Origin of the sequence: Bradyrhizobium sp. 190, assembly GCF_023073415.1 — a bacterium.
Classification (GTDB): domain Bacteria; phylum Pseudomonadota; class Alphaproteobacteria; order Rhizobiales; family Xanthobacteraceae; genus Bradyrhizobium.
The window spans coordinates 155,630-177,008 of record NZ_JADPJL010000047.1 but is presented as its reverse complement, the minus strand read 5'-3'; the positions used below and the strand labels follow the sequence as shown (position 1 = coordinate 177,008).

General features: G+C 63.0%; 21 protein-coding genes. 9 read left to right on the top strand and 12 right to left on the bottom strand.

Annotated elements, in window-relative coordinates; translation table 11 throughout:
* Nucleotides 1-201: 201 nt before the first annotated feature.
* The 3 genes from IVB22_RS25180 to ettA form a co-directional block, all read right to left on the bottom strand.
* On the bottom strand, nucleotides 202-1,395 hold the full coding sequence (locus IVB22_RS25180; RefSeq protein WP_247520125.1) for a lytic murein transglycosylase: 1,194 nt from the start codon (nucleotides 1,393-1,395) through the stop codon (nucleotides 202-204).
* 73 nt (nucleotides 1,396-1,468) lie between these two features.
* Nucleotides 1,469-2,059, bottom strand: coding sequence for a TIGR00645 family protein (locus IVB22_RS25175; RefSeq protein WP_247519940.1), 591 nt, complete (start codon nucleotides 2,057-2,059; stop codon nucleotides 1,469-1,471).
* A 571-nt stretch (nucleotides 2,060-2,630) separates the two neighbouring features.
* Entirely contained in the window at nucleotides 2,631-4,280 is a 1,650-nt protein-coding gene (gene ettA / locus IVB22_RS25170) for an energy-dependent translational throttle protein EttA (protein ID WP_247519939.1), read from the bottom strand.
* A 252-nt stretch (nucleotides 4,281-4,532) separates the two neighbouring features.
* Here ettA and IVB22_RS25165 point away from each other — a divergent pair, with 252 nt between their 5' ends.
* Nucleotides 4,533-4,727, top strand: a complete 195-nt coding sequence (locus tag IVB22_RS25165) for a hypothetical protein (protein ID WP_247519938.1) — start codon at nucleotides 4,533-4,535, stop codon at nucleotides 4,725-4,727.
* A 126-nt stretch (nucleotides 4,728-4,853) separates the two neighbouring features.
* Nucleotides 4,854-5,813 carry a D-2-hydroxyacid dehydrogenase family protein gene (locus tag IVB22_RS25160; RefSeq protein WP_247519937.1) on the top strand — a complete coding sequence of 320 codons (960 nt, stop codon included), beginning with the start codon at nucleotides 4,854-4,856 and terminating at the stop codon, nucleotides 5,811-5,813.
* A gap of 6 nt (nucleotides 5,814-5,819) precedes the next feature.
* On the opposite strand, the gene IVB22_RS25155 is transcribed toward IVB22_RS25160, so the two are convergent.
* The gene (locus IVB22_RS25155) at nucleotides 5,820-6,785 is read right to left on the bottom strand and encodes an NAD(P)-dependent oxidoreductase (RefSeq protein ID WP_247519936.1); all 966 of its coding nucleotides are present in this window, start codon (nucleotides 6,783-6,785) and stop codon (nucleotides 5,820-5,822) included.
* A 183-nt stretch (nucleotides 6,786-6,968) separates the two neighbouring features.
* Nucleotides 6,969-8,342 (bottom strand): L,D-transpeptidase, encoded by a 1,374-nt coding sequence (locus IVB22_RS25150; protein ID WP_247519935.1) that lies wholly within the window; start codon nucleotides 8,340-8,342, stop codon nucleotides 6,969-6,971.
* A gap of 330 nt (nucleotides 8,343-8,672) precedes the next feature.
* On the opposite strand from IVB22_RS25150, the gene IVB22_RS25145 reads away from it, so the two are divergent.
* Nucleotides 8,673-9,512, top strand: a complete 840-nt coding sequence (locus IVB22_RS25145) for a hypothetical protein (RefSeq protein WP_247519934.1) — start codon at nucleotides 8,673-8,675, stop codon at nucleotides 9,510-9,512.
* A gap of 15 nt (nucleotides 9,513-9,527) precedes the next feature.
* Here IVB22_RS25145 and sseA read toward each other — a convergent pair whose 3' ends face one another.
* The 3 genes from sseA to IVB22_RS25130 all read right to left on the bottom strand — a co-directional run bounded on the left by sseA (nucleotide 9,528) and on the right by IVB22_RS25130 (nucleotide 12,193).
* Nucleotides 9,528-10,382 carry a 3-mercaptopyruvate sulfurtransferase gene (gene sseA / locus IVB22_RS25140; RefSeq protein ID WP_247519933.1) on the bottom strand — a complete coding sequence of 285 codons (855 nt, stop codon included), beginning with the start codon at nucleotides 10,380-10,382 and terminating at the stop codon, nucleotides 9,528-9,530.
* A gap of 164 nt (nucleotides 10,383-10,546) precedes the next feature.
* Nucleotides 10,547-10,957: a rhodanese-like domain-containing protein gene (locus tag IVB22_RS25135; protein ID WP_247519932.1), complete on the bottom strand. Its 411-nt coding sequence runs from the start codon at nucleotides 10,955-10,957 to the stop codon at nucleotides 10,547-10,549.
* A gap of 60 nt (nucleotides 10,958-11,017) precedes the next feature.
* Nucleotides 11,018-12,193 carry a VWA domain-containing protein gene (locus tag IVB22_RS25130; RefSeq protein WP_247519931.1) on the bottom strand — a complete coding sequence of 392 codons (1,176 nt, stop codon included), beginning with the start codon at nucleotides 12,191-12,193 and terminating at the stop codon, nucleotides 11,018-11,020.
* A gap of 141 nt (nucleotides 12,194-12,334) precedes the next feature.
* Here IVB22_RS25130 and IVB22_RS25125 point away from each other — a divergent pair, with 141 nt between their 5' ends.
* From IVB22_RS25125 to IVB22_RS25115, 3 genes are all read left to right on the top strand, one after another.
* A complete protein-coding gene (locus IVB22_RS25125) occupies nucleotides 12,335-12,577 on the top strand; it encodes a GlsB/YeaQ/YmgE family stress response membrane protein (protein ID WP_057850027.1) in 243 nt (80 codons plus the stop codon).
* A gap of 99 nt (nucleotides 12,578-12,676) precedes the next feature.
* Nucleotides 12,677-13,519: a MoxR family ATPase gene (locus tag IVB22_RS25120; protein ID WP_247519930.1), complete on the top strand. Its 843-nt coding sequence runs from the start codon at nucleotides 12,677-12,679 to the stop codon at nucleotides 13,517-13,519.
* 83 nt (nucleotides 13,520-13,602) lie between these two features.
* Nucleotides 13,603-15,105 (top strand): NAD(P)/FAD-dependent oxidoreductase, encoded by a 1,503-nt coding sequence (locus IVB22_RS25115; protein ID WP_247519929.1) that lies wholly within the window; start codon nucleotides 13,603-13,605, stop codon nucleotides 15,103-15,105.
* Nucleotides 15,106-15,155: 50 nt separating this feature from the next.
* On the opposite strand, the gene IVB22_RS25110 is transcribed toward IVB22_RS25115, so the two are convergent.
* Nucleotides 15,156-16,172, bottom strand: a complete 1,017-nt coding sequence (locus tag IVB22_RS25110; RefSeq protein WP_247519928.1) for an acetylserotonin O-methyltransferase — start codon at nucleotides 16,170-16,172, stop codon at nucleotides 15,156-15,158.
* A 328-nt stretch (nucleotides 16,173-16,500) separates the two neighbouring features.
* Between IVB22_RS25110 and IVB22_RS25105 the strand changes: the two genes are divergently transcribed.
* The 3 genes from IVB22_RS25105 to IVB22_RS25095 are packed head-to-tail and all read left to right on the top strand — an operon-like array spanning nucleotide 16,501 to nucleotide 19,306.
* Entirely contained in the window at nucleotides 16,501-17,550 is a 1,050-nt protein-coding gene (locus IVB22_RS25105) for an aromatic ring-hydroxylating dioxygenase subunit alpha (protein WP_247519927.1), read from the top strand.
* Nucleotides 17,551-17,554: 4 nt separating this feature from the next.
* Nucleotides 17,555-18,307 (top strand): GntR family transcriptional regulator, encoded by a 753-nt coding sequence (locus tag IVB22_RS25100; protein ID WP_247519926.1) that lies wholly within the window; start codon nucleotides 17,555-17,557, stop codon nucleotides 18,305-18,307.
* A 12-nt stretch (nucleotides 18,308-18,319) separates the two neighbouring features.
* Nucleotides 18,320-19,306, top strand: coding sequence for a PDR/VanB family oxidoreductase (locus tag IVB22_RS25095; protein WP_247519925.1), 987 nt, complete (start codon nucleotides 18,320-18,322; stop codon nucleotides 19,304-19,306).
* Nucleotides 19,307-19,342: 36 nt separating this feature from the next.
* On the opposite strand, the gene IVB22_RS25090 is transcribed toward IVB22_RS25095, so the two are convergent.
* The 3 genes from IVB22_RS25090 to IVB22_RS25080 form a co-directional block, all read right to left on the bottom strand.
* Nucleotides 19,343-20,203, bottom strand: a complete 861-nt coding sequence (locus tag IVB22_RS25090; RefSeq protein ID WP_247519924.1) for an alpha/beta hydrolase — start codon at nucleotides 20,201-20,203, stop codon at nucleotides 19,343-19,345.
* Between the two features lie 137 nt (nucleotides 20,204-20,340).
* Nucleotides 20,341-20,790, bottom strand: coding sequence for an ester cyclase (locus tag IVB22_RS25085; protein ID WP_247520124.1), 450 nt, complete (start codon nucleotides 20,788-20,790; stop codon nucleotides 20,341-20,343).
* A gap of 286 nt (nucleotides 20,791-21,076) precedes the next feature.
* On the bottom strand, nucleotides 21,077-21,373 hold the full coding sequence (locus tag IVB22_RS25080) for a hypothetical protein (protein WP_247519923.1): 297 nt from the start codon (nucleotides 21,371-21,373) through the stop codon (nucleotides 21,077-21,079).
* Between the last annotated feature and the right edge of the window lie 6 nt (nucleotides 21,374-21,379).

Sequence of the window (21,379 nt, the reverse complement as noted above, 5' to 3'; positions counted from 1 at the left end):
GGTGGGGTGATGGTCTCTCCACGTCCAACAGTGCCCGAGTTGAGAGATCACCCCACCCCGTCTCGCATTTCGCTGCGCTCATGCGAGCCGACCCTCCCCCTCCAGGGGAGGGTGATCCGATCTCGTCGTGACAATTTTCGCTCTCATCCGCGCTACGAAAAGAAACAGCGCACCTCTCCCCACGATGAGGGTACACAGCGGCTAACGCCCCCCACCCATCGCGCGCAGCACTGCTTCGCTTGGCCAGCAGTCGACCTTGAGGCCGGCGGACTTCTGATACGCGCCGAGCGCTGCGCGGGTCAGCATGCCGGCCTTGCCGTCCAGCTTGTCCTTGTAGAGGCCGATGCGCGTCAGATGGCGCTGCATGGCTTCGACATCCGCGGAGCGCAACTGCGTCGAGGCCGACCACGGCGTCGCGAACGGCTGCGGGTTGGTCATGCGGTCGGCGAGATGGCCGACGAACAGCACATATAAGTCGGAGAAATTGTATTCCTTGATGACGAAGTAGTTCTTCGTGGTCAGGAACGCCGGGCCGTAGATGCCCTCCACCTGCAACAGCGAGGCCGGCTGCGCCTGCTCGGCCGCGCTCAGTTTCTGTCCGCGCACCGGCACAAAACCCGCGCGCAGCCATTCGGCGATCGGCTTGGTCACCTCCGGCACGCCCATGGTGCAATCGACATTGGCGGGCGCCTTCACCTCGTAGGCCCAGCGCACGCCCGCCTGCCAGCCCTTGTTGACGAGCTGCTGCGCGGCGGCGGCCAGCGCATCCGGCACCGAATTCCAGATGTCGACTTTGCCATCGCCGTCCAGATCGACGCCGTGCTTGTAGTACTCGGACGGCAGGAATTGCGTGAGGCCCGTCGCGCCGGCCCAGGATGAGCGAAAATCTCTGCGCGCCACGGCGCCCTCACCGAGAAGCTTCAGCGCCAGAATGAACTCGCCCCGATACTGGTCCTTGCGCCGGCCGACATAAGCCTGCGTGGCGACGACGCGCAGCGTGTCATAGGGTAGCCGGTAGCGGCCATAGTCCGTCTCGCGGCCCCAGATCGCGAGCACGACGCTTGAAGGAACGCCGAAACGCTTTTCAATTTCGTTCAGGGCCGCGCGATGCTTCTGCATCAGCTTCTGCCCCTCCGCCGCCAACCGCGCGATCGAGGCTTCCTTCACGTAGTCGGCCGGCACCTGCACGAACTCGGCCTGCGACGGCGCGCCGGTGGCGGGCCGGCCCGGCAGCAAGAGATCGGGCAATTTGTAATCGGGCTCGAGCCCCTTCGTCTCGGCATCGAACGTCGCGCGCGACACGCCGGCCGCCTGGGCCTCCGGCCACAGCGAGGCAATGAACTGGGTGAAGGCCGCGTCGGCGGCGTGAACCGGGCGCGCCGCGCCCGGCGTCATCGCTGCCAGTATCAGAACCGCGGCTATCAACCTCTGTCGCAAATCGGAATCCTGTCGATCGCCGCGTTGCCCATCAATGCGAGACAGCCTGTTTGGCTTGTTCGGAGGAACTATTCGACAGCTTGTCGACATAGGCAATGCCGATCGCCGACAGAATGAAAACCGTGTGGATGATGGTCTGCCACATCACGCCGGTCTCGGTATAGGAGGACTTTCCCGAGGCCAATCCACCGGCCTCGATGAAGGTACGCAAAAGATGGATCGACGAGATGCCGATGATCGCCATCGCGAGCTTGATCTTGAGCACGCTGGCGTTGACGTGGCTGAGCCATTCCGGCTGATCGGGGTGTCCTTCCAGATTGAGACGGGAAACGAACGTCTCGTAGCCGCCGACGATGACCATCACCAGCAGGTTGGAAATCATCACCACGTCGATCAGGCCCAATACCGCGAGCATGATCTGCTGCTCGCTGAAATCGAAGGCGTGGGCGAACAGGTGCCACAACTCCTTCAGAAACAGCACCACATAGACGCCCTGCGCGACGATCAGGCCAAGATAGAGCGGCAGTTGCAGCCAGCGGGAGCTGAAGATCAGCAGCGGGACCGGACGCAATGCCTTCCTCTGAGCTTTGGGCGGCAAGGGTGTTTCGGGAGTAAGGGACATCAGGGAAGGCTCGCTGCAGGGATTCGAATTGCGGAAGGAGGCCTATATCTACGCAATCTGACCGCGGTGTGAAGCGACAACTGGCCGCAGCGCATATTACCGGATCGTCACGTTAGCCGCAGCTTCAAGGCAAAATAGCGGTGTTGCGCGCCCCTCAGGCAGTCTAGCGACAGGGTCGTCCCTGCGAACGCAGAACCCATAGCCGCCGAACGCAGTTGCGTTAGAAGGCATCGGCGATACTGCCATATCGATAGATCACGCGGTATGGGTCCCTGCGTTCGCAGGGACGACCGTGGGGAAAGGCGAGAACAACCTATCAACCTGTCGCCCCTGCGGACGCAGGGGCCCATACGCCGCGGCCGGTGTGAAGGGCAGGCGGGGAGATAGCTTCGCTTCAGTAGCCCACAGTCCTAGTTGATTAACGCAGAGTGTCAGCCACCACGCTTTACCGATAGATCACGCGGTATCGCGATGAGCGCGGGGCGCTCACGCATGGGTCCCTGCGTTCGCAGAGACGACACTTGTTAGCCGACTTCTTCCCCGGCCCGAACGCATCGGCCTTTGCCTGAAATCACCGCGTCAATTTCTTGTACTTCACGCGATGCGGGATGATGCTGTCCTGCCCCAACCGCCGCATCTTGTCCTTCTCATAGTCCTGGAAGTTGCCTTCGAACCATTCGACATGGCTGTCGCCTTCGAAGGACAGGATGTGCGTGGCGATGCGGTCGAGGAACCAGCGATCGTGGCTGATGATGACGGCGCAGCCGGCGAAATCCTCCAGCGCCTCTTCCAGCGCGCGCAGCGTATCGACGTCGAGATCGTTGGTCGGTTCGTCGAGCAGCAGCACGTTGGCGCCGGATTTGAGCATCTTGGCCAGATGCACGCGGTTGCGCTCACCGCCCGACAGCGCGCCAACCTTCTTCTGCTGGTCGGCGCCCTTGAAGTTGAACGAGGAGCAATAGCCGCGCGAGTTCACCTCGCGCTTGCCGAGCAGGATCAGTTCGTTGCCGCCGGAAATCTCCTCCCAAACGTTTTTCTTGCCGTCGAGATCGTCGCGCGACTGATCGACGTAGCCGAGGTGCACGCTTTCGCCGACGGTAATGGTGCCCTGGTCCGGCTTCTCCTGCCCGGTGATCATCCGGAACAGCGTGGTCTTGCCGGCGCCGTTCGCGCCGATCACGCCGACGATGCCGCCCGGCGGCAGCTTGAAGGTGAGATCCTCGATCAGCATGCGGTCGCCGAAGCTCTTGTGGAGCCCTTCGAAGTCGACGACGTTCTGGCCGAGCCGCTCGGCCACGGGAATGGTGATCTGCGCGGTCGTGGTCTGCTTCTCGCTCGCCTGCTTCAACAGATCCTCATAGCGCTGGTAGCGCGCCTTGGACTTGGCCTGGCGCGCCTTCGGCGAGGACGCGATCCACTCCTGCTCGCGGGCAAGGGTCTTCTGGTGCGCGGCATCCTCGCGGCCCTCCTGTTCGAGGCGCTTCTGCTTCTGCACCAGCCAGGACGAGTAATTGCCCTCGTAGGGAATACCCTTGCCGCGATCGAGTTCGAGGATCCACCCCGTGACATTGTCGAGGAAATAGCGGTCGTGGGTCACGATCAGGATCGCGCCGGGATAGTTGCGCAAATGGCCTTCCAGCCACGACACCGACTCGGCGTCGAGATGGTTGGTCGGCTCGTCCAGCAGCAGGAGTTCCGGCTGGTCGAGCAGCAGCTTGCAGAGCGCGACGCGACGGCGCTCGCCGCCCGAAAGCTTGGTCACATCGGCATCGTCGGGCGGGCAGCGCAGCGCGTCCATCGCCTGGTCGACCTTGCTGTCGAGATCCCAGAGGCCTGCGGCCTCGATCTCGTCCTGCAACTTGGTCATCTCGTCGGCGGTCTCATCCGAATAGTTCATCGCCAGTTCGTTGTAGCGATCGAGGATCGCCTTCTGCTTGGCGACGCCCTCCATGACGTTCTCGCGAACCGACTTGGAAGGATCGAGGTGCGGCTCCTGCTCGAGATAGCCGACGCGGGCACCCTCGGCGACCCAGGCCTCGCCATTATACTCCTTGTCGAGGCCGGCCATGATCTTGAGCAGCGTCGACTTGCCGGAGCCGTTGACGCCGAGCACGCCGATCTTGGCGTCGGGGTAGAACGAGAGATGGACGTTATCGAGCACCTTCCGGGTTGGATAGCTCTTGGTCAAACCCTGCATGAAATAGACGAACTGGCGAGCCATCGCGATCCCTGGAAACGGTTGGATTTTACGGAGATTTGCTGCCGCTGATGTAGCGGCGCGGCCACCAAAGGGCAACCACGGGAACCCCGTTTTCCATCCGTTCACCACGGATGAATACGGGTTGGTCACCATGTGGGCCGAGATCCAGACAATTGAAACCTTCTTTTAATAAATCAGGCGAAAAGTCGTTCTCAGCGCCGAAAAAGGCGTTTTGCGGCCAGCCGCCGCGACTGAAAACGAAGGGCCCGCGTCATGGCTACGATCGGTTCGGCATCCCTTTCCTCCCCGGCGCATGCTAGCGCCGGACTGGCAAAACCGTTGGCAGAGCTCCGCACCTTCTTGCGCCAGTTCATCGCCAAGGCGTTCGACCCCTACCGCCCGGAACAGCACTATATGCGCGGCCCGGGTCCGGCCTGGCGCGCCAAGCATCCCGGCGGTTCGAACTGAGCTATCCGGTTATTTGAGGCAGCCCCTCGTTTAAGTCCGCTTGCGCAGCCCTTAATTGCGCGCAACCATGGCGACCTTCCCCGACGGCCATCCCGCCGTCATTCTCGCCATCAACGGACCATCCTCATGACGCGGCTGCGCTGTGCAATCCTCGACGACTATCTCAATGTGGCGCTCTCGGTCGCCGACTGGTCCAAAGTCTCCGACCGCGTCGACGTCACCGTGTTCAACCAGCCGTTTGCGAACGCCGAAACGGCGGCCAGCGCGCTGAAGGATTTCGAGATCATCTGCGCGATGCGCGAACGCACCCCGTTCCCGCGCACCATGTTTGCAAGCCTGCCCAACCTGAAGCTCCTGATCACCTCCGGCATGCGCAATGCCGCCATCGACATGGAAGCTGCCAAGGACCACAAGGTTACGCTGTGCGGCACCCAATGGGGCCGCGACCCGACCGCGCCGCTCACCATGGGCCTGATCCTGGAGCTGACCCGCAATATCGGCCGCGAAAACGCCCGCATGCATGCCGGCGAGCCTTTGCAGAAATTCGTCGGCATGGAGATCGAGGGCCGGACGCTCGGGGTGATCGGCCTCGGCAAGCTCGGCACCAAGGTGTCGAAGCTGGCGCAGGCCTTCGGCATGAACGTCATCGCCTGGAGCCCGAACCTCACGCCGGAGAAGTGCAAGGAAGTCGGCGTCAGCTATGTGAGCAAGGACGAGCTGTTTTCGACCGCCGACATCGTCACCATCCATGTGGTGCTGAGCCAGCGCTCGCGCGGGCTGGTCGGAGCTGCGGAGCTGGCGCGGATGAAGCCGACCGCCTACCTCGTCAACACCGCGCGCGGGCCGATCGTCGATGAAGGCGCGCTGTTGGAAGCGCTGACGCAAAAGAAGATCGCCGGCGCCGGCGTCGACGTGTTCTCGGTCGAGCCGCTGCCGGTCGACCACCCCTTCCGCAAGCTCGACAACATGGTGCTGACGCCGCATCTCGGCTACGTCACCGGGGACAGCTTTCGAAACCACTACCAGCAGATGGTCGAGGGCATCGACGCCTGGTTCAAGGGTGAGCCGAAGCAGCGGCTGGCTTAAGCAAGCTCACGCAGCATGTTGCGTGGTGGCCCGGCTCGCGATCTCGGCAAAGCCCTCGCGCCACGACGGATGCGCCGGCCGCCAGTCGAGCTCCTGCCTGGCCTTGGCGTTGGAGCCTGCCCGCACCTCGGTCATCATCGAAACCAGGTGCTCGCCGGCGAACAACCGGCCAAGCCAGGCCGGCACGCGAATCGGCGGCCTGGCCCCGACCAGGGTGGCAAGGGTGGGCAGCCATTCGCTGACATCAGCCGGTTCGTCGTCGACGATGTTGTAGATCTCGCCGGGCTTGCCGCGCTCGATGGCGGCAACGGTAGCGGCAGCCGCATCCTCGACGTGGATGAACGACCACTGTCCGCCACCACCGCCGATCAGCGGCACGCGGCGGCGGCGCACCTGGTCGATCATCGCAGGAGAGAGCATCCCGGTGTTGGGACCGTAGAACGATCCATATCGCAAGACGATCCCTTCGGGGTTCGCCAAGCTGGTGACGGCGTCCTCGAGATACTGAATCGCGTCCAGCGTGCGGCGCAGTTCCTCCGGCGGATCGGAATCGAGCGCATCGGCCTCCGTCTTGATCGATTCGCCGCCGCGGCCGGAAGTCCAGCCACAGAAGCTCTGGGCGATGAAGCGCTTCACGCCGGCCTCGCGGGCGGCCGCCAACAGGAAATCGGTGCCTTGCGTGCGCAACCGGTTGGTGGTGGCGAACGCGCGATCGAAATGCCTGAGATCCGTGACATCAGCCAGATCGGTCATCTGATCGATGACGATGTCGGGCTTCGTGTCGATTACGGCGGCGCGAATGGCCGGAGCGTCGAGCCCATCGGCGATTGCAGGTTCCGCGCCCATCCGCTTGATGAGCTCGGCTTTCGCCGCTGTTCGCGTCGTGCCGACAACGGTATGACCGGCTGCAACCAGCTGCGGAACGAGCTCGAGGCCGATGGCGCCAGTGGCACCCGCAACAAGAATTCGCATGGCGTGATCCTCACATTCGTTGCGACCGACCGGCAGGTAGTCGGAGCGAATGTGAATTCAAGCGTGCGAATGTGGCGACGGCGGAAAACTGTGCGAGTTGCGGAACTTTCAGGCCGGGGCTGATGACCCAACAAAAAGGCGCGCTCTCGGCGCGCCTCAAACGCTTTTCGCGCAACGATCCGCTTAGCGGATCGTGACCGGGGCGGGCAGCGGCGGGACGACCGTCGGCTGCGCGCCGGGAACCGGCGCCAGTTGGGCCTGTGACGACGGTGCAGGGCCCGCTGCGGCGGCGGGGCCACCGGGCGGCGGGGCGGCCGACGCGCTTGCGGTGTTGGCGGGCGGCGGGCTGCCGGGCATCACCACCACGCGGGTGCCAACCTTGGCGCGCTCGAACAGGTCGGAGACGTCCTCGTTCAGCATGCCGATGCAACCCGAGGAGACGAACTTGCCGATCGTCGAGGGCTGGTTGGTGCCGTGGATGCGGTAGATGGTCGAGCCCAGATACATGGCGCGCGCGCCGAGCGGATTGCCGGGGCCGCCGGCCATGAAGCGCGGCAGGTAGGGCTGACGCTCGATCATCTCGGTCGGCGGATGCCAATCCGGCCACTCGGCCTTGCGGCTGACCTTCTGCACGCCGTTCCAGGTAAAACCGTCGCGGCCGACGCGGACGCCGTAGCGGACCGCGCGTCCGCCACCGAGCACGTAATAGAGGTGGGTGTTGGCGGTATCGACGACGATGGTGCCCGCGGGCTCCTTGGTCGCGAAGGCCACTTCCTGGCGGCGCAGGTGCGGCGGAAGCTGCGCAGGACCCACTTCCGGCTGCTCTTCCGGCGGCAGCGCAGCAAGCTGCACCGGCCTGCCGTCGGCGCCGACGGCGGGTTGCTGCGGTTGGGGGAGCGCGCCGGTAGCACCAGGCGCGGGCGCCGGTGCAGCGCCGATCGCCCCCGGCGGGCGCAGGCCAGTGCGGTCGTCGTTCGGATAGACAATGCTGGCGCCGGGAATGCGGCTATCGCCGCGATCCGAATAGGCCGGCTGCTGACCGGGCGGGCGGTCCGCATAGATCACCTGCGGCGGACCGGCTGGGCGGCCATAACGCGGATCGTCGGGTGAAACGACCGGGCCCGTCGGCGTCGGAGCGCCACGGTCCGAATAAACCGGAGCACCGGCTGGGCGGCCATAGCGCGGATCGTCGGGAGAAAGGATCGGACCCGTGGGCGTCGGAGCGCCACGGTCTGAATAAACGGGGGCAGCGGCCGGGCGGCCATAGCGGGGATCACTGGGCGACATCACCGGGCCGGGCGGCGGCAGCGCGGCCGAGTTCTGACCGTTCGGCGCATCGTCATCGTCGTCCAGTGCGTCGAAATCGGGTTCACCGGGGCGGCGGCGCTCATCAACCGCATAACCACCTTGCACATACGGTCCTGGAGCCGTCGAATAGGCTTGGCCTTGGTAGCCTTGACCTTGGGCGGGATAGCCCTGTTGCGCATGGGCGAGCGAAGTTCCAGCCATGCTAGCGGCAATGGCGGCACAAATCGTCAGAATGCGGTTATTCATCATCGCCTTTTATATAGACCCCAAGCCCCACCGGACGGTTAACGGCAGATGCCGGAAGATAGCGGCACATTCAAGACAAGTCCGCGAAATTCGGCCCCTGCCAGCCATTTGTGATCGCAACCAGGCTGCGGCAAAGATGCCTCAGCACGCCCAAAATCGCGCTTGTTGGGCGGTGGACGACTCCAAACCGCAGATTTTGTAACAAAAAGCCGCCGGGCGTTGAGATACTCTCAAATCGGCCTGATTCGCACCGTGCTCACCCCACGCGAATCGGCTTCAGAGTGGTCACCGCGTTCCCTTGTGGCTTCAATAACCCTCCAGACACAAGGAGGGGTGGAACTCGAGTCCATGCTACCCGGCTTTCGTTTCTTGTTCACCGCGATCGTCCTGTCGACGTCGGTCCTGATTTTTGGGCTTGGCGCCGCCGCCCTGTTGCGCGCCGCGCATGAGGAATTTGCCAACCTTCCCTCGCGGCGGGTGATGGCCGAGCCGATGTTTGCCCGCCGGAATGACGGCCCGCCGCCGACGCTGGCGCTGCTGCGCATCGATCCGCCGGTCGCAGAGAAACCGGCGGAGAATGCCCCGGTCGCCGCCCTTCCGGAAGCAACCCCTGATGTCCAGGCGCCGGCCGGGCAGACCCCGGACGCCGCTGCGGCAGAGCCCGAGAAACTGGCAGCCGTGAGCCCGGCCGAGCCGATGCAGGTCGAAGCGGCAAAGCCGGAAGACCCGGCGAAGGAGGCAAGCGCGGAGATACCGGCCGCTCCGGCCCCCGCGGCCGAAACCGAAACGCCCGCGGCCACTGCGGAAGTAAAGCTCGCCGCCATCCCGGAAACGCCAGAGCCGGCCGCGGCCACCCCGCCGGCACCGGCGACGGATATCTATTCATTCGACGGCAACCTCGCCGCGACGCAGATTGCAACGCTCGGCGGTCCCGCCGTCATCGTCGACGAAAAGGCGGCGGCCAACGCAGCGGAAGTCAAAACGACGGAAGCGAAGACGACGGAAGCGAAGCCGGATCACAGCGCCGTCAAAAAACGGGCCGCGGAGCGGGCGCAGGAACGGCGGCGGATCGCGGTACGGCGGGCGCGTCTGGCACGAGAGGCGGCGCTGGCTCAACAGCAACTGCAGGCCAACCCGTTCGCGCAATTCCCCCTCGCACGCGCGACGCGCTAGCTTCCGGATCAGGAATCAGGCCGGGCCGGTCGCGACCGGCGGGCCGTCGGCTGCGCCCCACTCGGTCCACGAGCCGTCATAGAGCGCCGGATTCTCGACGCCGAGACGATAGAGCGCAAGCGTCAGCACGGCGGCGCTGACGCCGGATCCGCAACTCGTCACGATGGGCGCATCGAGCTTCACGCCTGCGCCTGAGAATGCCGCCCGCAATTCGTCCAGCGATTTCATCGTACCGGTCGCAGCATCGAACAGATTGTTGTAGGGCAGACTGAAACTGCCGGGGATATGCCCGGAGCGAAGGCCCGGTCGTGGCTCGGCCACCTGGCCCTGATAGCGTTCGTTGGCGCGCGCGTCGATCACCTGCTCGGCGCGGCTTGCGAGATTAGCAACCAACTGCTGCATGCTACGCGTGCGCCGCGCATCGAACGTCGCCCTGAACGTCGCAGGCCTCAGTGCCACCTCGCCCTTCTCGACGTTGCGGCCCTCGGCGATCCACTTCTTCAAGCCGCCATTGAGTATGCGCACGTCCTTGCCGAACGACAGGAACATCCACCACACCCGCGGTGCGGCGACCCAGCCGCCGGAATCGTAGAGCACGACGGTGTCGTCATTGCCGATCCCGAGCCCGCCGACGTCGCGGCCGAATTGTTCGGCGGAAGGAAACATGTGCGGCAGCGGGTTGGAATGGTCGGACACCGCGTCGACGTCGAAGAACACCGCGCCCGGGATATGCGAGGCGAGATAATCGTCTTTCGGCAGCGGCAGCACGCCCGGCATCTTGAACGAGGCGTCGATCACCTTGACGGCGGGATCATTCAGGTGCGCGGCGACCCATTCGGTGGAAACGAGCGGATCAGTGGTGGCGGGCATGTCAAAATCCTTTCAGCATTCGTCATGGCCGGGCTCGTCCCGGCCATCCACGTCTTATCTTGTGTGCGTCGCTGCAAAGACGTGGATGCCCGGGACATCTAGCGCGAAGACGCGCTTCGCGCTTTTACCAGGGCATGACGGAGATAACGAACAACAGTTCCGAACTACCCCTTCTTCGGCTCCCACTTCTCGACCGGGCCGCCGGCGTCGCGCCAGGCGGCAAAACCGCCGCCCATATGGGCGACCGGCTTCAGGCCCATGTCCTGCGCGGTCTTGGCCGCGAGCGCCGAGCGCAGGCCGCCGGCGCAGTGGAAGATGAACTTCTTGTCCTCCTGGAAGATCGGCTTGGCGTAGGGGCTTTGCGGATCGATCCAGAATTCAAGCATGCCGCGGGTGCAGGAGAAGGCGCCGGGAATCTTGCCCTCGCGTTCGATCTCGCGCGGGTCTCTGATATCGACGATCACGACATTGGGGTCCTGCGCGGCCTTGATGGCGTCAGTGGCGCTGACGGTCTCGATCGCGGCATTGGCCTCGTCGATCAGGGATTTGATGCCGCGGTGAATGGTCTGGGGCATTGATCGCACCTTTGTTGTTGTCGGCGTCGTTGTTGCCAGACGTTCGTCGCGATGACGAACCTACCGCACCAATTCCTTCATCGCGCCTTCGAGGCCTTCGATCGTGATCGGGTACATGCGCTCCGAAAACAGCCGGCGGATGATGGTGGTGGATTCCGAATAATCCCAGTGCTTCTGCGCCACCGGATTGAGCCACACCGCATGCGGATAGGTGCGCGTGATGCGATCGAGCCAGACCGAGCCGGCCTCCTCGTTGACATGCTCGACCGAGCCGCCCGGCACCATGATCTCGTACGGCGACATCGAGGCGTCGCCGACGAACACCACCTTGTAGTCGTGCGGATATTTGTGCAGCACATCCCAGGTCGGCGTGCGATCGGTGAAGCGGCGCTTGTTCTGCTTCCAAACGCCTTCATAGAGGCAGTTGTGGAAGTAGAAATACTCCATGTGCTTGAACTCGGACTTCGCCGCCGAGAACAGTTCCTCGACCTGCTCGATATGGGAATCCATCGAGCCGCCGATATCGAAGAACACCAAGACCTTCACCGCGTTGCGCCGCTCTGGCCGCATGTGCACGTCGAGATAGCCGTGGTTGGCGGTTTCCCGGATCGTGGTGTCGAGATCGAGTTCGTCGGGCGCGCCGGTGCGCGCGAATTTTCGCAGGCGTCGCAGCGCGATCTTGATGTTGCGAATGCCGAGCTCGACGTTGCCGTCGAGATCCTTGAATTCGCGCTTGTCCCACACCTTCACGGCGCGGTTGTTGCGGTTCTTTTCCTGCCCGATCCGAACGCCTTCCGGATTGTAGCCGTGGGCGCCGAACGGCGAGGTGCCGGCGGTGCCGATCCACTTGTTGCCGCCCTGGTGGCGGCCTTGCTGTTCCTTCAGGCGCTGACGAAGCGTCTCCATGAGCTTGTCCCAGCCCATCGCCTCGATCTGCTTCTTCTCTTCCTCGGTGAGGTATTTTTCCGCGAGCTTCTTCAGCCATTCGGCGGGAATGTCCGCCTTCTCCATGGCGTCCAGCAGGCTTTCCAGCCCCTTGAACACGGTGCCGAAGACGCGGTCGAACTTGTCGAGGTTGCGCTCGTCCTTCACCAAGGCGGCGCGCGACAGGTAGTAGAAATTCTCGACCGTCTGATCGGCGAGGTCGGCGTCGAGCGCCTCCATCAGCGTCAGATATTCGCGCAGGGTCACCGGGACCTGCGCGTCGCGCAGCGATGTGAAGAATTGCAGGAACATAGGATACAGATTGCCCGCCGGACCGCGCACGTCAAGGGCCAGCACACGTCAAGGGCCGGTGCATAGCAGTCAGGCCTAGACCGGGAGGCTTTTTCAATTACAATTGAACCATAAAGGGTTTATTCCGGCAGGGGAAATTCAATGGGCATCATTGCGGCGCTGATCATCGGCGGTATCGCGGGCTGGCTTGCCGGGCTGATCGTCCGCGGTGCAGGCTTCGGGCTGATCGGCAACATCGTCGTCGGCATCATCGGCGCGCTGCTGGCGAGCTGGCTGTTGCCGCAACTGGGCGTCAGCCTCGGCGTGGGCTGGGTCCGCGATATCATCAACGCCACCATCGGCGCGGTGATCATCCTGGTGATCCTGTCGCTGATCAGACGCTGAGGATAAGCGCATCAATTTCAATCGCGACCGCCGGACCGGCGGTCGTTTACTGTTCAGGCCGCCAGCGGCCCAAGAACGAGCAACAAGGCAAACGGATAGATGAAATTTACCGGCACCAAGGACTATGTCGCCACCGACGACCTCAAGGTCGCCGTCAACGCCTCGATCGTGCTCGAGCGCCCGCTGCTGATCAAGGGCGAGCCCGGCACCGGCAAGACCGTGCTGGCGGAGGAAGTCGCCAAGGCGCTCGGCGCGCCGCTTTTGACCTGGCACATCAAGTCCACCACCAAGGCGCAGCAGGGTCTGTACGAATACGACGCGGTTTCGCGCCTGCGTGACAGCCAACTCGGCGACAGCAGGGTCTCGGACATCTCGAACTACATCAAGCGCGGCAAATTGTGGGAAGCCTTCACCCACGACAAGCGTCCGGTGCTGCTGATCGACGAAATCGACAAGGCCGACATCGAATTCCCCAACGACCTGCTGCTTGAACTCGATCGCATGGAATTCTTCGTCTACGAGACCGGCGAGAACATCAAGGCGAGCCTGCGCCCGATCGTGATGATCACCTCGAACAACGAGAAGGAATTGCCGGACGCGTTCCTGCGCCGCTGCTTCTTCCACTACATCAAGTTCCCCGACGCCGACACCATGGGCCGGATCGTCGACGTGCACTTCCCCGGCATCAAGAGGCGGCTGGTGGAAGAAGCCTTGCGCATCTTCTTCGAGGTGCGCGAAGTGCCGGGCTTGAAGAAGAAGCCCTCGACCTCGGAATTGCTCGACTGGCTCAAGCTGCTGCTCAACGAGGACATCACCCCGGAAATGCTGAGGGAGCGCGACCCGCGCAAGCTGATCCCGCCGCTGCACGGTGCGCTGCTCAAGAACGAACAGGACGTGCACCTGTTCGAGCGGCTGGCCTTCCTCAGCCGCCGCGAAGTGTAATTCGCTGACGACTACGGCGCCAGAACCCAAGGCTCTGGCGTTTTACTTTTCAGAACACAACAAACGAAAAAAGAACAGGGAAGATGAACGTTCAAACCCAGATCGACGCGACTTCGCCCCGCACGACCGAGCATTTCGACGTCCTGATCGCCGGCGCTGGCATTTCCGGCGTTGGCGCCGCCTACCACCTCACCACGCAATGCCCGGGAACGAGCTTCGTCGCGCTGGAAGCCCAGAAGACTTTTGGCGGCACGTGGACCACCCACCGCTATCCGGGCATTCGCTCCGACAGCGATCTGCACACCTTCGGCTACCGCTTCAAGCCATGGACGACAGCGCCGATCGCGAGCGCCGCCGAAATCTTGAAATACATGGGCGACGTGATCGAGGAGAACGATCTCGCGCCTCACATCCGCTATCAGCACACCATCACCTCGGCGAAATGGTCGAGCGCGGAAAACCTCTGGACCATCGAGGCTGTCCGTACCGACACCGGCGAAAAACTCCGCTTCACCACCAATTTCTTCTGGATGTGCCAGGGCTATTACCGCCACACCGAGGGCTATACGCCGGAGTGGCAGGACATGGCCAGGTTCAAGGGTCGGATCGTGCATCCGCAGAAATGGCCTGAAGACCTCGACTACAAGAACAAGCGCGTGATCGTGATCGGCTCGGGCGCCACGGCGGCGACGCTGATCCCGGCGATGGCTAACGATTGCGCTGATATCACCATGCTGCAGCGTTCTCCGACCTATTTCCGCACCGGGCGCAACGCGATCGAAATCGCCGAGCAGCTGCGCCAGTTGCAGGTCGATGAAAAGTGGATCCACGAGATCACGCGGCGAAAAATCCTGTTCGACCAGGACGCCTTCACCCGCAAGACCTTCGAGGAGCCGGAAGCGGCCAAGAAGGATCTGCTGTCGGCGGTCGAAGCCTATCTAGGCAAGGACTACGACATCGCGACCCACTTCACGCCAAAGTACCGGCCATGGCGGCAGCGCATCGCGTTCATTCCCGATGGCGACCTGTTCCAGGGCATCAAGTCCGGCAAGGCCTCCGTCGTCACCGACGAGATCGACCGCTTCACCGAAAAGGGAATCCTGCTGAAGTCCGGCAAGGAGCTGGAAGCCGACATCATCGTGACCGCGACCGGCTTCAACCTCTGCGCCAATGGCGACATCGAGTTTGCCGTCGACGGCAAGGCGCTCGACTTCGCCGATACCGTGACCTATCGCGGCATGATGTTCACCGGCGTGCCCAACCTCGTCTGGGTGTTCGGCTATTTCCGCGCGAGCTGGACGCTGCGCGTCGACCTGGTCGCCGACTTCGTCTGCCGGCTGCTCACGCATATGAAAGAGACCGGCGCGAAAAAGGTGGCGCCGCAGCTGCGTCCCGAAGACCACAACATGCCGCTGTTGCCCTGGATCGATCCCGAAAACTTCAATCCCGGCTACATGATGCGCGGCATGCACCTTCTGCCCAAGCGCGGCGAAAAGCCGGAATGGCAGCACAACCAGGATTACTGGGCCGAGAAGGACGAATTCCCGGCCATCGACCTCAAGGACAAGGCGTTCGTTTACGGCTGAGGCTGGCGCCTGACGCCGAGTGACAGCGACATCCCATCACTCGGCGGGCCTCAACGAGGACACGCCTCAATCAGGTTGAAGCGGCCGGCTGAATAGGTCGTAACCGGATCGAAGCCGCTTCGGTTAAGCAATTCGCGGTACTGACCCTCGGTGCGCTCGAGCCCTCCGGGCCCGCGCAGCATGTTCAGATCGCTCAACGCCTGCTCCCTGTCCTCATCCGCCATGGTTGGCGTCTCCGGCATCAGCCTCTCCACCAGAAACAGCTTGCCTGCATTCGGGAGCGCCTTGCGACAGTTTTGCAGGATCGTGATGCTGCGCGCATCGTCCCAGTCGTGAATGATGCTCTTGAGGATGATCGCGTCTGCGATCGCCGGCACGGTCTTGAAGAAATCGCCGGCCACAAATTCCACGCGGTCACCGACGCCGGCCTGCCGGAGATGCTTGCTTGCGGCCTCGGCGCACCTCGGAAGGTCGAAAACAGTTCCGCGCAGTTTCCGGTTTTGCTGTGCGATGGCGCCGAGCAATTCGCCGGACCCGCCGCCGACGTCCATCAGGTGGCGTATCCCGCTGAAGTCATAGGACTGAAGGACATTCGGTGTGACAAGACGGGTAAGCTCCACCATCGCCGCATTGAATTTGTCCACGAGCTCCGGCGTCCGGCCCATCAGCTCGAAGCTGTCATCGACGCCTTGCAGTTGCGCTACGGTCTTGCCGGTCATGATGGATTCAAGCATTCCGCTCCAGGATTTTGAAAGCAGTTCGGTCTCGAGGATTGCCCAGCCCTTGACCGAATGCTCCGCAGAGCCATCGAGGCAGGCGCCCACTTCCGTTAACGCATAGCTATCTTCGCCGGTTCGCGAACATATGCCGATGGTGGAGAGCGCGGTGAGCAGACGTCCAAGCGCGCGTTCATCCGCGCCTGTTGCCTTTGCGAGCTTGGCAGGCGTCTGCGGACCGTAGCTCAACAGTTCGGCGAGCCCGAGTCTGGCGGCCACGTAGATCACCGCGGTCACACGGTGCGACTGGATGAGGTCGAAAAGCCTGAGGGCCGATACTTGAGATGTCATCGCGCCTCCTATCTCCGCATTATTTTGGGGCAGCCGAATCTTCCGAAAGCCGAGCTCCCCATTGGTCACGGGCTTGGATAGACGCAGCCTTCGTCCACCGTTGCCCAGGTAGCGCAGCGGTCACTTCCTTCGATGACGCGTGCAGGTCTGCCGCGCAGAAGCTTCCGCTCTGCCTGCGATCAAGGTGATGGCAAACCGGAGCTGGCGAAATGAGATAGCTCACAAAGAGTATGTATACTTGAATGGTAATTTAACACCACTAATGTGCAATATTTGCCATCCAATCGCAATTCCTGTATGCATACTGCACTCAATAAGGAGTGCAGCCATGCCGTCCTCATTTCCGCTCAATTCCTGGTACGCCGCCGCCTGGGATGTCGATCTCAAGCACGCGCTGTTTCCGCGCACGATCTGCGGCAAGCATGTCGTGATGTACCGCCAGTCCAACGGCAAGGTTTGCGCGCTGGAGGACGCCTGCTGGCACCGGCTGGTGCCGCTATCGAAGGGACGGCTCGATGGCGACACCGTCGTCTGCGGCTATCACGGGCTGAAATTCAACGCGCAGGGCCGCTGCACTTACATGCCTTCGCAGGACACCATCAACCCGTCGGCATGCGTGCGCTCCTATCCCGTGGTCGAACGTGACCGTTTCATCTGGCTGTGGATGGGCGATCCGGCGCTGGCCGATCCCGCGCTGGTGCCTGACATGCACTGGAACGACGATCCGGCCTGGGCCGGCGACGGCAAGACCATTCATGTGAAGTGCGACTACCGCCTCGTGGTCGACAATCTGATGGACCTGACCCACGAGGCTTTCGTGCATGGCTCCAGCATCGGCAATGACCACGTCGCCGAAGCTCCGTTCGCCGTCACCCATGGCGACAAGACCGTGACCGTGACGCGCTGGATGCACGGCATCGACGCCCCGCCGTTCTGGGCGGCGCAGCTGCAGAAGCCGGGATCGGTCGACCGCTGGCAGATCATAAACTTCCAGGCGCCCGGCACCGTCAACATTGACGTCGGCGTCGCACCCGCCGGCACCGGCGCGCCGGAGGGCGACCGTTCGCAGGGCGTCAACGGTTTTGTGCTCAACACCATGACGCCGGAGACCGACACCACCTGTCACTATTTCTGGGCCTTCGTCCGCAATTACCGGACGACCGAGCAGAAGCTGACCACCGAAATCCGCGAGGGCGTTGCCGGCATCTTCCACGAGGATGAAATCATCCTCGAAGCGCAGCAGCGCGCCATGAACGAGAATCCCGACCGCACCTTCTACAACCTCAACATCGATGCCGGTGCGATGTGGGCGCGGCGCGTGATCGACCGCATGGTCGCGCGCGAGACCGCGCCGCAAAGCATGCAAGCGGCGGAGTGAAGCGATGAGCGAGCGCGACGCCGAACGCTCCGTCTCACAGACCGTGCGCGCGCAACTCGCGCTGCGCGATATGATCCTGTCCGGGCGGCTGCGCCCGGGCGAACGCATCTCCGAGCTGCAGGCGGTCGACATAACAGGCGTCTCGCGGACGCCGGTGCGGCTGGCGCTGGTGCGGCTGGAGGACGAAGGCCTGTTGCAGGCGATCCCCTCCGGCGGCTTCATGGTGAAGGCGTTTACCGAACGCGACATTCTGGATTCGATCGAGCTGCGCGGCACGCTGGAGGGCCTCGCCGCCCGCTTTGCGGCCGAGCGCGGCGTCAGCGCGCGCAGCCTCGAGCCATTGAAGGAGTGCCTCGCCGACCTCGACCAGCTTGTTCGCCAGGACCCGATTTCGGTCGAAGCCTTTTCCGCCTATGTGACCATGAACGCGCGCTTTCATGCGCTGCTCAACGAACTATCCGCCAGCGCGCCGCTGATCCGGGAGATCGATCGCGTCTCCGCGCTGCCGTTCGCTTCGCCCAGCGCTTTCGTGATGGCGCAGTCGGCGTTGCCCGAGGCGCACCAGATCCTGCTGCTCGGACAGGATCATCATCGCATCGTGGTCGACGCCATCGAGAACCGCGAGGGCGCGCGGGCCGAGGCCGTGATGCGCGAGCATTCGCGCCTCGCTGCACGCAATTTGCGGCTCGCGATCCGAAACCGCACGCATCTCGAACTGATGCCTGCGCTCGCTTTGCTCAAATCGTCAGCCGAATAGGAAAAAGCGCCCATGCGTTTTGCCGAGCAATGGAGCTGGTGCACCGTCGAAGCCGTCAGCGACGTGACGCCCACGATCCGGGAATTCAGACTGCGCCCCGAGAACGGCCGCGTGCCGCCCTACCCGGCCGGCAGCCATATCGGCGTGACCGTGCTGATCGACGGACAGCCCGCGCGGCGCTCCTATTCGCTGGTGGAGAACAGCGATGCCGGCACCTACCGGATCGCGGTGCGGCTGGCGCCGGACAGCCGCGGCGGCTCGCGCGGCATGTGGAGCTTGACGCCGGGCGCGCGGATCGAGACGTCAAATCCAGCGTCCCTGCTCGAAATCGACTGGACGAGGAAGAACTATTGCCTGATCGCCGGCGGCATCGGCATCACGCCGATAACTGGCATCGCAGCCTCCTTACGCCGCCGGAACATCGACGCTCCCCTGCACTACGCCGTCAAATCACGCGGCGATGCCGCGTTCCTCGACGAGCTATCGGCGCTGCTCGGCGATCTCTTGATCGTGCACGCCTCCGATGAAGGCACGCGGCTCGATCTCGATGCCACCTTCCGCGCCTTGCCTGACGATGCCATCGCCGTCATGTGCGGACCGATGCGGATGCTGGAGGCCGCGCGGCGCGCCTGGAACGGCGCGGGACGCGCACCGGCCGACCTGCGCTACGAGACCTTCGGCTCCAGCGGATTGAAGCCGACGGCCGAATTCCGCGTGCGGCTGAAGGGGTCCGACACCGAACTCGTCGTGCCGCAGAACAGCTCGATGCTCGACGCGCTGAACGGTGCCGGCTTCGAGGTGATTTCGGATTGCCAGCGCGGCGAATGCGGCGTCTGCGCGGTCGACGTCGTTGCCGTCGAAGGCGAGATCGACCATCGCGATGTGTTCTTCAGCGACCAGCAGAAGCAGGACAACCGCAAGATCTGCCCCTGCGTCTCGCGCGCGGTCGGCGTCGTCACCATCGATACGCTGTACCGGTCGGAAGCAGCGCATCGTTAAGCAAACATCGTCAGCATGCCGAATGTCCGCTTCGGCCTAGAAGGTGGCGGTGAAGAAATTCGATCTCGTCCGCGACCACTGCCTCGTGGGACGGTCCATCGTAGATGTCGAAATGATCGACGCCTGGATAGATGCGGAGCTCACCTTTAGGCGCTTGGCGCGCGGCCTCAATTGCAGGCCCCGGCTTGGCAACCTGATCGTCCGCAGCGACACAAACCAACAAGGACAGTGAAGCGAGGCGGCATGTCGGATAGGACTATATGGAGGACCTAGCAGCCAGGACGCCGAGACGCGGTTTCGCCACTGAGATTCCTCACCGATTGCGACAACACGACGCCAACCGACCTCAGCTCCGGGCGCGCTAATGAATGCCGCCTCATGGGGCTGACCAACGGCAGCCAAATAGCGACCTTCAACTGCTGCAGCCTTCATTTCCTCCACGACGTGCTGAGGTTTGGTGTAGGTCTGGGTGTCCCTGTCGAGATATGGAACCTGGCTGATAACCGCGGCCACCTTGGGGTCCTCCGCTGCCGCGGCGAGCGCGTTGCCCCCGCCCAACGAGGAGCCAAACGTCGCCACGCGTCCGGCATCGACATCGGGCAGAGAACGAGCAAACGCGATGGCAGCGCGCCAGTCTTCCAACTGAAGAGAAGGCTCGAATAGGTCCGGCTCGCCCGTGCTGTCGCCAAAGCCTCGATAATCGAAAACGAGCGCCGCGATACCGGCGGCCGCAAACCGTTCGGCGAACGCGCCAAGACGGTCTCGGCGTGTGCCGGTCAATCCGTGGGCCATGACGATGATAGGTCTCGCCCCTTTATCCGCCGCCGCGGGGTACAACCACGCAGCGCACGTATCATTGCCGGAGGCGAACATTAGTTCTTTGCGACTCATACTCATTGAAGCTTGTCCTCATTGATTCTTAGTAACGCGGCCTGCGGCCCATCAGGCAGCGAACCGCACCGGGGAATGACACCGGTCCGGCTCGTTTCCGGATGGCTGTTACCAACCCCGTCGGAGACGGCCATCACGATTGATCAGGCCGCGCGCAAGATGTTGAGCTGCTGCAGCGCGGTCGCGCCGTCGTCCAGGCCGACCTCTTCCACGATTTTACCGTTCTCGACGCGCAGCACAGTAATTCCGGTGAAGCGCATTTTCCGACCGGAAGCCGCCGGCAATGATCCGACGATGAAGTCATCGAAAGCAGAGCCGGTGTGTGTGCCGCCGCCTTCCCAACGACCGACGACGTAATCGCCTTCCGCGATCAAGTCCGCAGCGCCCCAAAAGTTGAGATCTGGAAATGCATCGCGGAATCCAATCATGAATTCCTTCACGTCCTTGCGACCGCGGCGCGGCTCATGCAGCGAATACTGCAACAGTATGTCAGGCGCAGCGAGTTCGTCGACGATATCGGGGTTCCAGGGATTGCCCCAGAACTCCTTGAACCAACGGCCTACAACAGCTTTATTTTCCTCTTCCTTCGACATTGGTAATTCCTTCTCCATTGTGTGCCCCCACAGTTCGTAAGTGAAACGTACGCCGCGGCCTTCAGCGGTAAACTCAGATTCGCGTTCAAACTCTTGCCGCGTGACATCGTCCCTCTCACCTAGTGCACGACCGATGTTCCAACCACCCGTTTTCCGACACGGGATTTCGTTTCCATCGCATCTCTTCACGGCTGAAGTCGTTGACACTGGTTGGAGCGAAGGTATCCGCGCGAAGCGTCCAGGCCGTGAATCGTTCGCAGTGATGAATGCTTAGGAGTTGTTGGCGTTACCAACTGATGACGTTCGCGACGATGTTCTCGCCCGGGGGCTCGAAATGCCCGCGAATGTCGGCTTTGCGCCATCGCACCCGTAATAACTTGGGACTGGATCGACATACCAAGGGCGCTGGTTGCGGCGCGCCATGCGCGAAGACGAAGCTTTCTGGGCGTAAGTTATTCGGTGGCTGATGATAGCCCGGCAGGAAGCCGTATCCGTGCCAGCGTGGCGCCGGCCGTTTATGAACCGGCGCAGCCGGCGCGACGACCGGCAGCAGCGACAGGACGATAGCAATCGACAGAAACACGAGGCG

Bases quoted from the DNA above. Each gene is read 5' to 3' on its own strand.
- IVB22_RS25180 (WP_247520125.1), bottom strand. From the start codon at position 1,395: ATGACGCCGGGCGCGGCGCGCCCGGTTCACGCCGCCGACGCGGCCTTC.
- IVB22_RS25175 (WP_247519940.1), bottom strand. From the start codon at position 2,059: ATGTCCCTTACTCCCGAAACACCCTTGCCGCCCAAAGCTCAGAGGAAG.
- ettA (WP_247519939.1), bottom strand. From the start codon at position 4,280: ATGGCTCGCCAGTTCGTCTATTTCATGCAGGGTTTGACCAAGAGCTAT.
- IVB22_RS25165 (WP_247519938.1), top strand. From the start codon at position 4,533: ATGGCTACGATCGGTTCGGCATCCCTTTCCTCCCCGGCGCATGCTAGC.
- IVB22_RS25160 (WP_247519937.1), top strand. From the start codon at position 4,854: ATGACGCGGCTGCGCTGTGCAATCCTCGACGACTATCTCAATGTGGCG.
- IVB22_RS25155 (WP_247519936.1), bottom strand. From the start codon at position 6,785: ATGCGAATTCTTGTTGCGGGTGCCACTGGCGCCATCGGCCTCGAGCTC.
- IVB22_RS25150 (WP_247519935.1), bottom strand. From the start codon at position 8,342: ATGATGAATAACCGCATTCTGACGATTTGTGCCGCCATTGCCGCTAGC.
- sseA (WP_247519933.1), bottom strand. From the start codon at position 10,382: ATGCCCGCCACCACTGATCCGCTCGTTTCCACCGAATGGGTCGCCGCG.
- IVB22_RS25135 (WP_247519932.1), bottom strand. From the start codon at position 10,957: ATGCCCCAGACCATTCACCGCGGCATCAAATCCCTGATCGACGAGGCC.
- IVB22_RS25130 (WP_247519931.1), bottom strand. From the start codon at position 12,193: ATGTTCCTGCAATTCTTCACATCGCTGCGCGACGCGCAGGTCCCGGTG.
- IVB22_RS25125 (WP_057850027.1), top strand. From the start codon at position 12,335: ATGGGCATCATTGCGGCGCTGATCATCGGCGGTATCGCGGGCTGGCTT.
- IVB22_RS25120 (WP_247519930.1), top strand. From the start codon at position 12,677: ATGAAATTTACCGGCACCAAGGACTATGTCGCCACCGACGACCTCAAG.
- IVB22_RS25115 (WP_247519929.1), top strand. From the start codon at position 13,603: ATGAACGTTCAAACCCAGATCGACGCGACTTCGCCCCGCACGACCGAG.
- IVB22_RS25110 (WP_247519928.1), bottom strand. From the start codon at position 16,172: ATGACATCTCAAGTATCGGCCCTCAGGCTTTTCGACCTCATCCAGTCG.
- IVB22_RS25105 (WP_247519927.1), top strand. From the start codon at position 16,501: ATGCCGTCCTCATTTCCGCTCAATTCCTGGTACGCCGCCGCCTGGGAT.
- IVB22_RS25100 (WP_247519926.1), top strand. From the start codon at position 17,555: ATGAGCGAGCGCGACGCCGAACGCTCCGTCTCACAGACCGTGCGCGCG.
- IVB22_RS25095 (WP_247519925.1), top strand. From the start codon at position 18,320: ATGCGTTTTGCCGAGCAATGGAGCTGGTGCACCGTCGAAGCCGTCAGC.
- IVB22_RS25090 (WP_247519924.1), bottom strand. From the start codon at position 20,203: ATGAGTATGAGTCGCAAAGAACTAATGTTCGCCTCCGGCAATGATACG.
- IVB22_RS25085 (WP_247520124.1), bottom strand. From the start codon at position 20,790: ATGTCGAAGGAAGAGGAAAATAAAGCTGTTGTAGGCCGTTGGTTCAAG.